Source organism: Bacillus sp. AR8-1, assembly GCF_008042345.1.
Classification (GTDB): Bacteria; Bacillota; Bacilli; order Bacillales; family Bacillaceae_G; genus Bacillus_A; species Bacillus_A cereus.
Genome location: NZ_QNUB01000016.1, coordinates 223,489 through 238,372 on the forward strand (window position 1 = coordinate 223,489; position 14,884 = coordinate 238,372).

The window sequence follows — 14,884 nt, forward strand, 5'->3', positions numbered from 1 at the left end:
ACCCTTTATTGATGTTAGAAGTCATAAAGAAAAGACACCCTAAGGTGCCTTCCTTCGACTTGAACCATCTTAATTTTAATAATATATTGGACTCCCATCCAAATATTATTTTACCATGTTAAGTTGTTTTATTCATTGAGAAATATGCTTTAAAACTATATTTTTAAAAATTATATAGATTTGAACAATATGTATACGAGCCACATATCAAAAAAAAGACACTCTCAAGAGTGCCTCTCCTTAGCAGCCGAATCCGCCGCCCCAACAGCTAGCGCCAACGATGATTAATAAGATGAAGAGCACAACAAGTAAGGCAAATCCGCCGCCGAAACCACAGCCTCCACCACAACTACCTCCATAGCCCATATTAACTCCTCCTTCCATAAAGACCATTTATTAATGGATTTAATTTAATTTATGTTTTTAAGGGTGAATGGAGCAGGTCCTTAAAAAAATAAAAGGATTTTGGAAGTTAAAAAGAGTTGACGAACTTATTTTTGTCACCGGTATTTCGTCTGCTACATATTGTATTTTATTCTGTGTATTGGGGGAAGGAGGATCTTATGGCTAATTCTGAGATGATTTTACGTTTACTTACGGATTTAAAGATTGAACAACAATTGTTGAAAGAACAGTTAGAGAAAATGCAAACAGCTGTGACTATTCTTGAAGAAAAATCAGTGACGCTTAAAGAAAAACCAGCGACTCTTAAAGAAAAAACAATGACTCCTGAAGAAAAACCATCTGTTACAAAGCAAAGAGCTTTTTCTGGACGCCCAACATCTTTTCGTGATTGGAGAGCAGCTAGTCAAAAAAATTAGGGAATGTTATGTGAAATGATAAATGAAAAAGTACAGTCTGCTGTAGAAAAGACTGTACTTTTTTATGTTAGTAGAGAATGTTAAGGGAGACGTATTTATTTTGCCTATTCCAATTCCACTTTTAATTGGAGCTCTTTATCTAACTTATCATTATTAAATTTTAAAGTTAATCCTCGCGTGTTTTTCGGTACATCGAATACAATGTTTCCGTCCGAATGTTCATCAGGGTTAACAATACCAAATTTAAATGTAGACGTATTTGCAGCTTTAAGTACGGATTGATATTCATTAGAAATGTGATATTCTCTTCCAAATCCATCAATTAATTTAAAGTTGTTAATATCTAGTGTAATGGGTTCTTCTTTACGATTATAAACTGCGATGTCTAATACTTTAAAGACACCTTGTGCTTTAACTTCTCCAGTCCCTATAACATCTAATGACTCGGCAGATCCCATTGACATGTATACATCAGAGGAATCTACATTGGTAGGAAGTTCTTTTTGCGAATCCTTGCTGCTAAGTTTGTCATTCTCTGTTTTTTTAGAAGTCGCCTGCTCATTTTTCGCAGGCGCATCATGTGAACCGCAAGCTGATACTCCAAACAAGAATGTGCTACATAATAATGGGGCTAATAACTTTTTGTTCATCGTTTCTTCCTTCCAAAATAGAAGCACTTTAATGAGTGCTATATATTTGTCTTTATATGTATTACATTTTATATCTTATTATATTAATTTTGGAAGGAAAAGGGAAAATATTGTGCATTTCTCTGATTCGAGTTATTTATCCGTCTAAAAGTTGAAATTAAAATGAGCCCCATAAATGATAAACCATTCCACTAACAAAAAACACTAATCCTAAAAATAAAACAATTAAAGCAAGTATTCCATTTTTATTATGTTCCATAAAATTAGCTCCTTTTTCATTTACTTACATACAAAAAGCCTTTAGTCGTAATTATGTCTAAAGGCTTTGATCTTCATACTTTGTAGTTTATAAAAAAGTTGCACTGCTGTATTAATTTGGAATATGATTATTTAAAGAGAAGGTGATGAGTACATGCAGGACAAAAAACAATTCCCGCTTATATCTGGAAATCTCTCATTAGATTTAGTAAATACAGAGCTAGTTAGGCGTGGACAACGTTATGATTTATTAATAACAAATGAAGATGTATTAGAATGGCTACATGTAATAAAGGTTAATCTTCCTTTTTGGAATGAAAAAACATTTATAAGGATTCAAGAGCGCACGAATCAAGTTACATCTAGCATATTAGAGGTAAGAGAAGTACTGAGAAAACAGTTTGAGGCAATTGCTGATCAACAAGAGATTTCTAATGATTTTATTACGTATTTAGAAAAACAAATTGAGAAGGCACCATTTACATATAAAATCATTGAACAGCAGCTAGTATCTATCCCGGTTGGAGAAATCGAGGATATACTCGCATCGTTAATTGCATTTGATGCTTTAACGTTAATAGCAGAAAATAAGCTTATTTTCCTTAAAAGGTGTTCAAATCCTGACTGTGTTTTATTATTTATAGATAAGAGTGGGAAACGAAAATGGTGTTCTATGAAAATATGTGGGAACCGGAAAAAGGTAGCAAAATTTCAGGATCGAAAATTTGAAGAAGTCTAGAGAATCAACTTATAACAGTTGATTCTTTTTTTATTCTTTAACTAACCTCTAAAATTGATATTTACAGGTTAGTTATGTCGAGTTATAATTGTTGGTAAATAAAGGAGGAGAACGATGGATAATATAACAGCAACTAAGCAGAAAGATCCTCAACCAATAAGTGTACGATATTTTACAAAAATGAAAGGGAAAGGAAGAAGTCCATTACAAGTAAATATAAAGGACTCTTTAACAGGACTACTAGGGGGATTTTTAACAATTCTTACCTTAACATATTTAACGAGCATAACCTCTACAGAATTATTAATGGCTCCATTTGGGGCGAGTTGTGTATTAGCATTTGGAGTTTGGAATGCGCCATTATCTCAGCCGCGTAATATTATTGGAGGACATTTGATTTCAACTTTCATCGGTCTATCAATATATCATTTGTTTGGGAATGAATATTGGACAATTGCTTTAGCAGTGGGGATGGCAATAGCCGTTATGATGTTAACGAGAACGACGCACCCTCCGGCAGGGGCCGATCCGATTATCGTTATTTTAGGGGCAAATAGTTGGAGTTATTTAGTAACACCAGTTTTAATTGGTTCCGTAGTTATTGTAGTTATTGCTTTATTCATCAATAACATGAGTAGTAAAAGAAGCTATCCAACTTTTTGGATGTAGTTTATAAAGAAAAGACAATTTAAATCGCTTTCTACAGTTTTCTCCCGGTCCCAAAACGCAATGAAAATAATCAAAATGATAAGACATACCCGTATAAAACGTAATTGTCTTGCAACAGGATGTTCCATCTGTTAGTCTCCTTTACTGTTTGATAGAGTCTGTTTATAAAAGAGATAATTCCTAGGAATATAAATAAAAAAGACACCGTAAAGTGTCTTTTTTATTTTAGTTATGCGCATTACTTAATAAGACGCTAGTTCCTCAGTCTGGCTATGAGTAACTATGTAGGGTAATTCCATTATAACATTTTAACCAGTAATGGGTCTATATGGAATTTTATTGATTTTCTTTTTGATTATTCAGAATGACTTACCGAGTATTTGGATGAGGAAAGCAGTGAGACAGAAGCGACTAAACTTGTTTTAGAAGAGTGTCTTCTTTTTTGTATCATTGTGAGTAAAGTGTAGAGCGATATTTCCCTTTACACGAACATAACGGTATACTATAGTTAAGTTAAGTGAACTTAACTATTAAGCGAAATAAAAGCATGGAGGAATAACGCTATGACTAGAACGTATAAAGAAGTAATTAATGAAATGAACCGAGCTTATAATGAATTCTACATTTTACTATTCCAGGAGTTAAAAGATGAGTTCGGTCTTACAGGACAGCAAGAGAGCATGCTATTTCATATTAATTTAAATGAAAACACGACGGCAAATCACATTGCGACTACTTTTAATGTATCAAAAAGTGCCGTTAGCCAAGTTTTATCCAAATTGGAGAAACAGAAGATGATTTCAAAACAAGTAAACCCTAATAATAAACGGGAGTATTTTCTTACACTTGGTCCAAACGGTAGTAAGTATATAGAGCGGTTGTCGGAGTTAGATGATGTATTAATTGAGAAATATTTTTCTAAAATCGATATAAATGCCCTAGAGCAAATGACCGATACGTTAACGAAAATAAATAAAGTGATATTGGAAGAAAAGCAGAAGGATCTTGATTGTAATGAGTAAGAATTTAGATGGAGCAATTAGTAGAAAGGAGGAGAAGTGTATTATGAGTTTCATACCAAATATGATTACGATAGCAAATTTTATATGTGGGCTTTTGGCTATTCATGCTGTTTTCGTTGACGAGATGTACGGTGCAGTTATGTTCATTATTACAGGTATGGTCCTTGATCTGTTTGATGGCATGGTCGCTCGGAAACTTGATTCTGTTTCGGAAATAGGCGGAGAGCTAGACTCATTTGCGGATTTAGTGACCTTCGGTGTGGCACCATCTATTCTTGCATATAGTACTTCGTTAAAAGATTTGCAGTCTATCGGGATGATATGTGCGCTTGCTTATAGTATTTGCGGAATGCTTCGGCTTGCAAGATTTAACACACAGCAAAGCAAACTCCCGACCTTTATCGGCATGCCGATTCCATTTGCGGCAATGTGTCTCCTCATTTTATGTTTTTTAAAGAATCCAGTTTCCGTGGCGTTTGGTACATGCGCACTCGCTTATTTAATGGTGAGCAAAATCAAATTCCCTCATTTTAAAAAAGATATAGCTGAAAGCTTGAAGCCTGGAAGATTGGACTGATGATACGGAATTACAATGAGAAAGATAAAGGAGAATAACATGATTCGTATGGCACTAAAATCGTTTAACATACAAATGTATTGTTTGCTAGGCGTAATGTTATTGGGCTGGCTCGTGACACCTTTTTCAGCCCAGTTTGTAGGGATAAGCATTGGCCTTTTGGTGAGTATGTACTGCGCCTGGATTTTAGGAAGGCGTATTGAAAAGTTCGGAGATAGCATTGTAAAAAAAGAAAAAGCACCGATGCTCGGAATGATAAATCGGTTTGCAGCCGCAATACTAGGTGCGATTATTATGTATGAAATTGAACACCATGAATTCATGTGGACATTCGCTGCCGGAATTATGGGTGGGTATTTCTTGGTTATTATTAATTTGGGGTATTACAGTATGAGGGATGCGGAGGAATAAAGTTTCACTTTATTATAAAGAAAAGACACCCATATAAGAGTGTCTTTTCTGATAGTTTTTTAGCAGAAGCAAGAAGCTCCAACGATGATTAATAAAATAAACAGTACAACTAATAAAGCAAATCCTCCAGCAAAACCGCAGCCTTCGCCGCAACTACCACCAAAACCCATAATAGTTCCTCCTTTTAATAAGAGGGGAAAACAAGGGTACACTCATGTATTTTAACGGATTCAAATTACTTTATGTTTTTTACGCAATAATTGAGCAGGTCCTTTGGAAAATAAAAAAAGACATCAATTAAGATGTCTTTTTTTCTTTGTAAATTGGTGTTAAGAAGGTAACTTATTGCTTTTAACCTATGAATAATATAACAATCATCGAGTAAGTTTATTATAGCAGTGATAAATAGGATTTTTATATGTAATATTACATATATATAGATTTATTTATGTTTTATTTGTATATTTTAATTGTCTGTTCCTTGTTTTAATTCGTTTAGTTATATTATTTTTTGAGTGCTCCAGCAATGGAGCCTTTTTTTAGTATTCTATTTTGATGATGTTCCATAAAATTAGCACCTTTTAAAGCTGTTTTTATATAAAAAGTCTTTAACTTGTATTTATAGCTAAAGGCTCTGAGTGTCATACTTTATAGTTTATAAAATCTTATAAGAAGAATAACCAGTATTTTATATAGAATTTATCCCACTATTTGCCGGGCTGCCCATAAATGCCCGATTGGTGAGAGCTGATTAAAGTTTCACTGTATAATGTTTTTTATCCAGTTTGGAACTGAAAATGTACTAGCTTGATAATGAAGCTAGGTTATTAGAAGTGAAAAATTTTAGTTTTATTATAATTAATAGAAATGAAAGTAGTGTAAATATAAATCCACTCCAAATAAGTTGATGAATACCTAAGTTTGAAATGAACCAGCCTCCAATAGTTGTTCCTAGAGTAATTCCAAGATTTGAGAATGAAACGAATAGGCTATTACCAAATTCGGGTGCTTCTCTTGCTTCACTTATTAACCATGTTTGACCAACAATTAATCCACCAGCATGCACGATTCCCCAAATGAATACCATAAAAATCATTGGAACAAGATAAGGACCTAAATAATAAACCAATATGTAAACAATAGAATATAAAATAGGGAACGATATTACTGTATTTACTATGCTTCTTTGCAGAAGACTACCAAATAAATGATTGCCTAAAATCATAACTATACCAAATATGAATAGCATGATACTGATGAGCGATCCATTCATGGAAGTTACTTTCGCAAGGTATTCGGCGAAGTAGCTGTATACGGAAAACATGGCTGCAAAAAGGAATGTGACAGTTAAAATATTTAACCATAATCCTGGTTTGCCGAGTATACGAATTTGTTTGCCGAAAGACATTTTTTCTTTAACGGGCATAGAAGGAAGTGAGATTAGTATTCCAATGAATGCAAGGGCGTTAATAAGCGCTCCGAATAAGAAAGCAATTTCTAATGAAAATTGATCTGCAAGGTAAGAGGTTAATGGTACACCTAGTGCAAAGCCAACCGTAATTCCCATGAAAACTTTTGTAACCGCTTGACCACTCTTTTCAGGAGGGACAAGTTTAGCAGCAGTTACAAGAGCGATTGAAAAGAAGAGTGGGTGAAGTGCTGCAGGTAAAATACGAAAAATAAGCATGATTTCAAATTGTGTTGTATAAGCGTAAATTATATTTGAAATAACAAAAACAAAGATTGCTATTAATAAAATTATTTTACGATTAATACTAGAGACGAGCAGAATTAAAAACGGACCAGAAATAGCAACGACTAGTGCGAATATACTTACTAAAAACCCTGCTTGTGCAGTTGAAATGCCAAATTTCTGAGTGATTTGTGGTAATACACCGACAATACCCATCTCGGTAGTAATAATTCCAAACACCCCTATTGCTAGTGTAAGAATAAGTAAAGGACTTACTTTTTTCATTTGTAAAACTCTCCATTCTTCTTATTATTTTGAAAGTGAAATCGATTTATTAACAAGGAAATGAGCATGATTGGATGTCAATAGTATTAGAATTATGTAATGTTAAACACAAAAACAGATATCTAAATAACTAGATATGATATGTTAAAAAAGATGCTCCTTTCTATGTTTCTTTCTTTTATAGGTAGCGAAGTTTTAAAAAGAATGTATTGGGCAGCTATATAAAAGCAGAATGTGTGAAAGCAAATAATCAATGGTAGGTTGATTATTTGCTTTTACTTTATAATTCATTTTGAACGTATTCAGAAAACGCTTGTATTGTTTTTTCATTTCGACGATAATATGTCCATTTTCCAATTCGGTCAGAGTCTAGTAGTCCTGCCTTTTTCATAGTTAATAAATAACTAGAAATAACCGATTGGGCTAAGCCAGTTTTAAGCTGAATATCTCCTACACACACTCCAATCTGAAAATTAATCCCTTGTTCTAAATAAGGTTTTTCGTCGAAATGGTTTTCTGGATTTTTTAACCATGATAGAATTTGACATCTTGTTTCATTTGACAATGCTTTATAAATTAATGAAGGTTCCATAAGGATATTATATCTACTTTTATAGATTTGTAAATGGATTTGTGTGATTTTAAGGGAAGAAGGTATAGTTGATCCCCTCGAATAGGAATAAGGTGCTCTTGATCTGTACCCTTTGTAAAGGACATTTTAAAAAAAGTTAGGCAACCTAAAAAAGATGATTTCTGTATGCAAACAGAAGTCATCTTCTTTAAATTCCATTGATAGCAAGAGTGATTATAGTACGTCATATATTTATTAATTTCATGTTTTAACTGAACAAACGAGTCACATGATTTTATATATGCTTTATCGGTTAAAGTACTACGAGGATTACGTGCAAAAATGATAGTATTGTTAGGTTTAAGCATGTTGTTGCCTAGCTATCAATGGCGGATGCCTAAGAAGAGTAATAATAAAACCCAACTGAAGATTTAAGAAAAATTTTATATTTACCCCACTCTTTATTTTAAAAGTTTTTCCTATCCTATAAATGAGTTACATCATGAAGGAGACTAAAAAAGACAAAGTCATAGATGAAAATGTAAAGTTAGGGGATTCTACATGGATACAGGAGTTTTGATTAGTTATTTGTATACTTATTTCTTTACTATTATGTTTTGTATTGTGTTTCAAATTGGAGTTTATTTTAAAGCGAAAAGAACTATATCTATTCGGCATTTTTTGTGGGTGTATGTTTTTCTGTTCTATCTTTCGTTAGTGTATAAGGTGACGCAAATCGCGACTGTATGGGATATAAGTAGATATGAAACGTGGATTCGTGTAAGTCAAATCAATTTGACTCTATTTGATACGGCAGGTAGTACTACGTATCTTTTGAACATCGTACTGTTTATGCCGTTAGGTTTTTTATTACCGATGATTTGGCCGCATTTTAGAAAAATGAAAAACACCGTATGTGCAGGATTCTTTTTTTCATTGGCAATTGAGTTAAATCAATTACTAAATAATAGAATTACAGATATTGATGATTTATTTACGAACACTCTCGGGGCGATTATTGGATATTTATTATATAGAGCTTTTAAAATGATATTAAGAAGAGAGGGGAAAAAGCTTGATACCAACTCTTCTCTAGTTATAAAATACGAGGCTGTTTTTTGTTTAGTGTGTTCATTTGTAGGGGCGATGTTAATTTATCATCCAGCTTTATTTGGAAGACCTGTCATCATTCAGTGAGGTGATTACGAATTTCTTTTGAACGCTCGTGCGATATTTCAATTTGTAAAAAGCCTTTAACTTGTTATAGTTAAAGGCTTTTATCATCATGATTTTTACTTACCAATTACCCACTCTAACATCCGCCTTCAACCACTTCATCCAATCCAAATCCACTACCTTAAGCAAACTGAGCGAAACACCTTTCATATCTAAAGAAGTCAACAGCGTACCAACCTTTACGAATGTCACTTGCAATCCTTCAAGTTCAGACAAACGGCGAATGTCGTTTGCGAAAATGTATTGTTCCATTAATGGAGTTGCGCCGAGTCCATTAATAAGGATAGCGAAGTTGTCTCCTTTTCTCCAGCGGTAAATACTTTTTAGTTTGTTCATCAGTTCGATCGCTAATATTTCAGAAGAGGATAGTGCTTCTTTACGATAACCTTTTTCTCCGTGAATGCCGACGCCATAAAACACTTCATCTTCGTTTAATGTGAATGAAGCTTTTCCTTTTACTGGATCGTTGGCAGGGGAAAGGGCAACTCCTAATGTGTGTAAGTTTTCAGTGATAGAATGGCCGAGTGCTGTTAGTTCTTCTAAAGAGTGACCTTCAAGAGCGGCCGCACCTAATATTTTTTGAACGAAAACAGTGCCAGCTACGCCGCGTCTTCTTTTATTAAAGGAAGCATCATCTTCAATTGAAACATCGTCATTTACGATGATATGGTCAACTTTTCTTCCTTCTTCTTGAGCAATTTGCTTTGCTGCTAGAAAGTTTTCTACGTCATCTTTAAAGTTTTTGATGATGAATAGTATACTTTTATCTTTTGGTATGAGGCGGGTTGCCGCTACAATTTGTTCCACTGTAGGCGGAGTGAAAATATTGCCGTTTACTGCCGCTGTAAGCATACCTTTTCCTACATAACCAATATCAGCAGGTTCATGTCCGCTACCACCGCCGCTTATAATAGCGACGTCTTGCTTCATTTTTTCGATATCTTTTACATAAATGATGTTATTTGTTTCATCGTAATTTACTTTGTCGTTATGTTCAAAATAAAAGCCATGCAGCATATCTTGAACGATATTTTGTACATCATTCATAATCTTTTTCATTGCTTTTGCCACCCTTTAATTACTTTGCTGATTGCTCAAGTAATAGTAGTAATTGATTGTTTATCATATTTTTCATAAGAGAAGACATAACGGATGGATCTACTTCGCACTTGCTTTCAATCCAATCTTTTATCGTTCCAACGAAGCCGTGACTATAAAAGGAGGCAATCGTATTTTTGGTCTCATCAGAAAGGCTGAATCCACAGCTCACAGATAATTCATCAATAATCTTCATATATAAGTTTTTCGTATGCTCAAATAAATAGTGATTAAACGAGTTTTGCTCAATGACTTTAAAAGCATTTCGGTAAAATTTTTGATTTTCATAAAAGTAATCAAATAATAAATCGAAAATGTTTTCCCATTTTTCATAATCGAGAAAGTCTATAATATTTTCTTTCGTTTCTTCTCTATAAATCCAGCTTAATAGTTCAAATTTATCTTTAAAATGATAATAAAAAGTTTGCCTACGCATTTGACAGTGTAACATAATATCGCTCACTGATATTTTATGAAACGACTCTGTTTCCATTAAATACTTCAATGAGTTCGCGATTATCTTTTTAGAAATTATAGAAGAGGTCATCTAAATCATCCCTAGAATGTTATTAATATAAAAATCCTACCCATAAATGAGAGCGGTGTCTTTAGACAGATTGTCCATTTTGTCCGTTTACTATAAAACGCTTTCATTTTAACATGAGTAGTAAGAAGAAGATTTCAAATATATCACAATATATTAAAGGAATTGAGGGAGAACTACAATGAAAAAGATTATAAACAAACCAGAAACATTAGTAATGGAAATGTGCAACGGAATGGTTATGGCTCACCCAGAGCTTGAGCTTTTGAAAAAATATAAAGTCATTAAGAAGAAAGAAATGAACGAAAATAAAGTAACATTAATTAGCGGCGGCGGTAGTGGCCATGAGCCGGCACATGCAGGATTAGTCGGAAAAGGAATGTTAGATGCGGCAGTGTGCGGAGATGTGTTTGCTTCTCCTTCGCAAATTCAAGTTTACCAAGCGATTAAAGAGACAGCTAGTAAAAAAGGTACGTTATTAATTATTAAAAATTATAGCGGCGATATTATGAATTTCAAAAACGGTGCGCATTTAGCGACGGAAGATGGAATTGAAGTCGACTACGTAAAAGTGGACGATGATATTGCGGTAGAAGATAGCCTATATACAGTAGGACGCCGCGGCGTTGCGGGAGTTATTTTAGTTCATAAAATTGCCGGCGCAGCAGCGGAAGCAGGTATGGATTTAGGAGCGGTGAAAGCTGTAGCAGAAAAAGCAGCGGCTAACGTGCGCACAATCGGTTTAGCGTTAACGTCTTGTACAGTTCCAGCGAGCGGATCACCTACTTTCACACTTGCGGAAGATGAAATGGAATACGGCGTAGGTATTCACGGCGAACCAGGAATTAAGCGTGAAAAAATGCTGTCGGCTGATGAATTAGCTAACCGTATGACAAATGATTTAATGAAAGATTTAGGAGTAAAAGATGGCGAGGAAATCGCACTTCTAGTTAACGGTTTTGGCGGAACACCACTGCAAGAACTTTACTTATTTAACAACGCCGTTACGAGAGAACTAGCTGCAAGAAACATTAAAATTAATAGAGTATTCGTCGGTAACTATATGACAAGTATTGATATGGCTGGTATGTCTTTAACGGTAATGAAGTTAGATGACGAGCTAAAAACATTACTATCAAAAGAATGTAATACACCAGCGTTTAAAGTAGATGGACCAGTTGAAAGTGTAGAGTACGTGAATGTACTTGAAGAAACAGAAGAGAAGGAAGTTTCCTTTGAACTAGAAACAGCGGAAGAGCACGCTGTGATTAAAAATAATGTCATCACATTAAACAACATAATTTATCTCGTTGATAAAATGAGCGATATTATTATTAAAAATGAAGTACCGTTTTGTGAGTTAGATACACATGCAGGTGACGGCGACTTCGGAATGAGTGTTGCAAAAGGATTTAAGCAATTAAAACGTGAGTGGCATTCGATTGTAGAACAAGAAAATGTAACGATTGGATCATTCCTTGACGGTTGTTCGATGATTATTATGGAACATTGCGGCGGCGCTTCTGGTCCAATTTGGGGCGGAGCATTCCGCGCAGCTAGTAAAGCAGCAGGCGAGAAGCGTGAGTTAACAGTGAAAGAATTCGCTGAAATGTTGCAAGCAGCACTGCAAGGCATACAATCTATCGGTGAAAGATCATTCGGCAGAGGAGCGGTAGTTGGTGACAAAACATTAGTTGACGCACTTGCTCCATGTGTAGATTCTTGGTTAGATAGCGCCTCAAACGAAGTAGACGTAAAAACTGCCTTTGAAAAAGGTGCAGAAGCAGCCGTTAAAGGCGCAGAGTACACGAAAGAAATCGTAGCTCGCATGGGCCGCGCTGGTACAGTTGGTGAAAGAAGCTTAGGCTATCCAGATGCAGGTGCACATGCACTTGGAGTTATCTTTACGGAGATTGCGGGTAGTTTGAAATAGGAATGAGAAGATCCCCTCTGCCTTGTGGTGGAGGGGTTCTTTATTTATAACTATCATTCTTCCAGTGAAAAAATTTATTTGTTAGCCAATCTAGAAGCAGCTTCTTCAACTTCTTTATATGCATTTTGTAATACTTCATTTGGATCTAGTACTGCTGTTCCTTGTGCACGAACAATTTGATAATCTTCAATACCAAGGAAATTAAACATTGCTTTTAAATATTTATGAGAGTATTCCACTTCTGTATACCAATCATCATTTGTATAGATTCCTCCACTTGCTTGTATAACAAGCATTCTTCTTCCATCTTTAAGTAATCCCACTGATCCAGTTTCAGTATATTTAAATGTTTCACGTGCAATCATGATATTGTCCATGTAATCTTTTAACTTTGATGGAATATTAAAGTTGTGCAAAGGTAATACGATTACATACGTATTTGCACTTTTGAATTGTTGTAAAATTTCGGACATACGCTCTGTTACTTTTTGTTCTTCATCAGTTAACTGCTGTCCATTTCCTTGCTTTTCCCATGCGCTTAAAACAGTTTTATCTATCATTGGTACTACATCATCGTATAAATTAATCTGTTCAATCGTTTCATTATTAGGAATTAATTCTTTATAAGATACTAAAAAGTGGTTAAGAACTTTAATGCTGACCGATGATGTATCATCCACTTTTGGATGTGCGTTTATGATAAGTGTTTTGTTCATTTGTATTTCCCCTTTTTAAAAGTTTTTATGTTTTAATCGTCGACAACATTAATCGACGATTAATGTTGTCTTTAATATAAACTCCGAAATTATTTTTGTCAATGAAATACATACTATTCTAAAAGAGCCTTTTTTTATTTGACTAAAATTCTAAATGGTCCTAAGATACAATTTGATAACCCTTAAAATAAAAAGCAGGTGATTTGTATATGCAATATAGTGTTGGGGTTGAATATGCCTTGCATTGCCTAGTTTATTTAATCAATGCTCCTTCCAAGGAAAGTGTTGGAATAAAGGATTTGGCAGAGTTTCAAGGACTTTCTGAAACATTCCTTTCAAAAGTTTTCGGTAAATTATCTAAAGCTGACATTGTGAATTCTGTCCCAGGTGTAAAGGGAGGATATAGGTTAGCTAAGTCTCCAGAAGATATTTCTTTTTGGGATGTAATAGAAGCTGTCGAAGGCCCAAAACCTATTTTTCAATGTAAAAATATTGTACAGAATGGTGTACTATATCGAGATGAGGTTTGTAATTCTTGTGAACCTAGCAATTCTTCTTGTACAATTAACTTAGTAATGCTTGAAGCGGAAGAACACATGCGTGAGTTTCTTCGTAAAAAGACTCTTGCATGGTTAGATAAAGAACTTGATATTGTTTTACCTGAAAAGATAAGGGTAGATACTCGTGAATACTTCAAACAAAAAAACTCTAACTAAATCGCCATGACGAATTAGTTAGAGTTTTTTTGTTTTTTAACAATATCAATCAACTTTTATTTGTCTAGTCTAAAGCCTATTTCCATGGCCAATTTGATTTCTTCACATATGTACCACATATCAGTAATTTGTTCAGTATCATTAAATTTAAAAATACCAACTTCATCCCACACTAAAAAAAACCTTTTCGCCAGTAGCTGCTTAAAGGATCGCGCTGGTACAGTTGGCGAAAGAAGTTTAGGATACCCTGATGCAGGTGCACATGCGCTTGGAGTTATCTTTACGGAGATTGCGGGTAGTTTGAAATAGGAATTAGCAAGTCCCTCTGCCTTAAGGTGGAGGGACTTTTATATAGTTGATATGTAGAAGGCTTCTTTCGGTGCTCTCCCTGTAAAATATGAGTTTGTTACTATTTTTGATAAAATCTTATTTCAAAAATACAACTAATATTTCTCAACATTAATATATTGAAAATAGTTAGAATATTTAAGATAATCATTTGTGAAGAAGTAAATTATAAAAAAAGGGGGAATTTATTTTGTTACGTCGTTTATCTATTTGTACAGTACTAACAGCTTTTATATTTACTTTATTTACATTTAACGGCTCTGCTTTCGCGGCTACGAATGCTACTGAAAATGAAACAGTAGTAGCAGCTTGTGCAAAGGGAGGTACGGTAGGTGTATATGGTGCAAAGATGCGCAGTGGTTATACTGTCAATTCACCTGTCTTACATACATTTAATGATGGTACGAAAATTACTGGAACATGGGTAACTGGTGAATATGTTCAAGGTCATTACAGTAATTCTAAACAGTGGTTAAAAGTTACATATAAAGGGATGACAGGTTATGTATCCCATACAACATTATATAACGTTTGCTCATAAAACTATGTACCATAATAGCTTTGGATATATTGAGCTAATCTCTTCTAGAGATTAGT

Annotated in this window: 18 protein-coding genes and 3 pseudogenes; 11 read left to right on the forward strand and 10 right to left on the reverse strand. The window is 34.3% G+C overall.

What is annotated here, in order from left to right; translation table 11 throughout:
- Window positions 1–240 precede the first annotated feature (240 nt).
- Complete coding sequence (locus DN400_RS10540; RefSeq protein ID WP_000540377.1) at window positions 241–366, reverse strand: YjcZ family sporulation protein; 126 nt, start codon at window positions 364–366, stop codon at window positions 241–243.
- A 197-nt stretch (window positions 367–563) separates the two neighbouring features.
- Here DN400_RS10540 and DN400_RS10545 point away from each other — a divergent pair, with 197 nt between their 5' ends.
- Entirely contained in the window at window positions 564–821 is a 258-nt protein-coding gene (locus tag DN400_RS10545; RefSeq protein WP_000013692.1) for a hypothetical protein, read from the forward strand.
- A gap of 104 nt (window positions 822–925) precedes the next feature.
- Here DN400_RS10545 and DN400_RS10550 read toward each other — a convergent pair whose 3' ends face one another.
- On the reverse strand, window positions 926–1,471 hold the full coding sequence (locus tag DN400_RS10550; protein WP_061655465.1) for a DUF4352 domain-containing protein: 546 nt from the start codon (window positions 1,469–1,471) through the stop codon (window positions 926–928).
- A 412-nt stretch (window positions 1,472–1,883) separates the two neighbouring features.
- On the opposite strand from DN400_RS10550, the gene DN400_RS10555 reads away from it, so the two are divergent.
- Complete coding sequence (locus DN400_RS10555; protein ID WP_003312696.1) at window positions 1,884–2,468, forward strand: CGNR zinc finger domain-containing protein; 585 nt, start codon at window positions 1,884–1,886, stop codon at window positions 2,466–2,468.
- 114 nt (window positions 2,469–2,582) lie between these two features.
- Window positions 2,583–3,137, forward strand: coding sequence for an HPP family protein (locus DN400_RS10560; protein WP_000368840.1), 555 nt, complete (start codon window positions 2,583–2,585; stop codon window positions 3,135–3,137).
- Window positions 3,138–3,166: 29 nt separating this feature from the next.
- Here DN400_RS10560 and DN400_RS30275 read toward each other — a convergent pair.
- Window positions 3,167–3,265, reverse strand: a pseudogene (locus DN400_RS30275) (YmzC family protein); the annotation flags it as partial.
- Between the two features lie 435 nt (window positions 3,266–3,700).
- Between DN400_RS30275 and DN400_RS10565 the strand changes: the two are divergent.
- From DN400_RS10565 to DN400_RS10575, 3 genes are read left to right on the forward strand one after another with little or no spacing between them, the layout of a single operon-like run.
- On the forward strand, window positions 3,701–4,159 hold the full coding sequence (locus tag DN400_RS10565; protein ID WP_000198941.1) for a MarR family winged helix-turn-helix transcriptional regulator: 459 nt from the start codon (window positions 3,701–3,703) through the stop codon (window positions 4,157–4,159).
- Entirely contained in the window at window positions 4,152–4,736 is a 585-nt protein-coding gene (gene pssA, locus DN400_RS10570) for a CDP-diacylglycerol--serine O-phosphatidyltransferase (RefSeq protein WP_139062862.1), read from the forward strand. Before DN400_RS10565 ends, pssA begins: the two co-directional genes overlap by 8 nt.
- 39 nt (window positions 4,737–4,775) lie before the next feature.
- The gene (locus tag DN400_RS10575; RefSeq protein WP_000620577.1) at window positions 4,776–5,147 is read left to right on the forward strand and encodes an ATP synthase subunit I; all 372 of its coding nucleotides are present in this window, start codon (window positions 4,776–4,778) and stop codon (window positions 5,145–5,147) included.
- Between the two features lie 59 nt (window positions 5,148–5,206).
- On the opposite strand, the gene DN400_RS10580 is transcribed toward DN400_RS10575, so the two are convergent.
- From DN400_RS10580 to DN400_RS10595, 4 genes and pseudogenes are all read right to left on the reverse strand, one after another.
- Window positions 5,207–5,317, reverse strand: a complete 111-nt coding sequence (locus DN400_RS10580) for a YjcZ family sporulation protein (RefSeq protein WP_000505669.1) — start codon at window positions 5,315–5,317, stop codon at window positions 5,207–5,209.
- 632 nt (window positions 5,318–5,949) lie between these two features.
- The gene (locus DN400_RS10585) at window positions 5,950–7,125 is read right to left on the reverse strand and encodes an MFS transporter (RefSeq protein ID WP_065228393.1); all 1,176 of its coding nucleotides are present in this window, start codon (window positions 7,123–7,125) and stop codon (window positions 5,950–5,952) included.
- A gap of 280 nt (window positions 7,126–7,405) precedes the next feature.
- Window positions 7,406–7,717 carry an ArsR/SmtB family transcription factor gene (locus tag DN400_RS10590; protein ID WP_000433732.1) on the reverse strand — a complete coding sequence of 104 codons (312 nt, stop codon included), beginning with the start codon at window positions 7,715–7,717 and terminating at the stop codon, window positions 7,406–7,408.
- 145 nt (window positions 7,718–7,862) lie between these two features.
- Window positions 7,863–8,013, reverse strand: a pseudogene (locus DN400_RS10595) (IS3 family transposase); the annotation flags it as partial.
- 244 nt (window positions 8,014–8,257) lie between these two features.
- On the opposite strand from DN400_RS10595, the gene DN400_RS10600 reads away from it, so the two are divergent.
- A complete protein-coding gene (locus DN400_RS10600) occupies window positions 8,258–8,893 on the forward strand; it encodes a VanZ family protein (protein WP_065228394.1) in 636 nt (211 codons plus the stop codon).
- A gap of 99 nt (window positions 8,894–8,992) precedes the next feature.
- On the opposite strand, the gene dhaQ is transcribed toward DN400_RS10600, so the two are convergent.
- Together dhaQ and dhaS are read right to left on the reverse strand one after the other, a co-directional pair.
- A complete protein-coding gene (dhaQ, locus tag DN400_RS10605) occupies window positions 8,993–9,991 on the reverse strand; it encodes a DhaKLM operon coactivator DhaQ (protein WP_065228395.1) in 999 nt (332 codons plus the stop codon).
- A gap of 19 nt (window positions 9,992–10,010) precedes the next feature.
- The gene (gene dhaS / locus DN400_RS10610) at window positions 10,011–10,577 is read right to left on the reverse strand and encodes a dihydroxyacetone kinase transcriptional activator DhaS (RefSeq protein ID WP_000204213.1); all 567 of its coding nucleotides are present in this window, start codon (window positions 10,575–10,577) and stop codon (window positions 10,011–10,013) included.
- Window positions 10,578–10,755: 178 nt separating this feature from the next.
- Here dhaS and dhaK point away from each other — a divergent pair, with 178 nt between their 5' ends.
- Entirely contained in the window at window positions 10,756–12,507 is a 1,752-nt protein-coding gene (gene dhaK, locus DN400_RS10620) for a dihydroxyacetone kinase subunit DhaK (protein ID WP_065228396.1), read from the forward strand.
- A gap of 74 nt (window positions 12,508–12,581) precedes the next feature.
- On the opposite strand, the gene DN400_RS10625 is transcribed toward dhaK, so the two are convergent.
- On the reverse strand, window positions 12,582–13,223 hold the full coding sequence (locus DN400_RS10625) for an FMN-dependent NADH-azoreductase (protein WP_065228397.1): 642 nt from the start codon (window positions 13,221–13,223) through the stop codon (window positions 12,582–12,584).
- 209 nt (window positions 13,224–13,432) lie between these two features.
- Here DN400_RS10625 and DN400_RS10630 point away from each other — a divergent pair, with 209 nt between their 5' ends.
- The 3 genes and pseudogenes from DN400_RS10630 to DN400_RS10640 all read left to right on the forward strand — a co-directional run bounded on the left by DN400_RS10630 (window position 13,433) and on the right by DN400_RS10640 (window position 14,828).
- A complete protein-coding gene (locus tag DN400_RS10630) occupies window positions 13,433–13,939 on the forward strand; it encodes an RrF2 family transcriptional regulator (RefSeq protein WP_001200331.1) in 507 nt (168 codons plus the stop codon).
- Between the two features lie 210 nt (window positions 13,940–14,149).
- Window positions 14,150–14,248, forward strand: a pseudogene (locus tag DN400_RS30280) (DAK2 domain-containing protein); the annotation flags it as partial.
- A 229-nt stretch (window positions 14,249–14,477) separates the two neighbouring features.
- Window positions 14,478–14,828 carry an SH3 domain-containing protein gene (locus DN400_RS10640; RefSeq protein WP_000946192.1) on the forward strand — a complete coding sequence of 117 codons (351 nt, stop codon included), beginning with the start codon at window positions 14,478–14,480 and terminating at the stop codon, window positions 14,826–14,828.
- The last annotated feature ends 56 nt before the right edge of the window (window positions 14,829–14,884 follow it).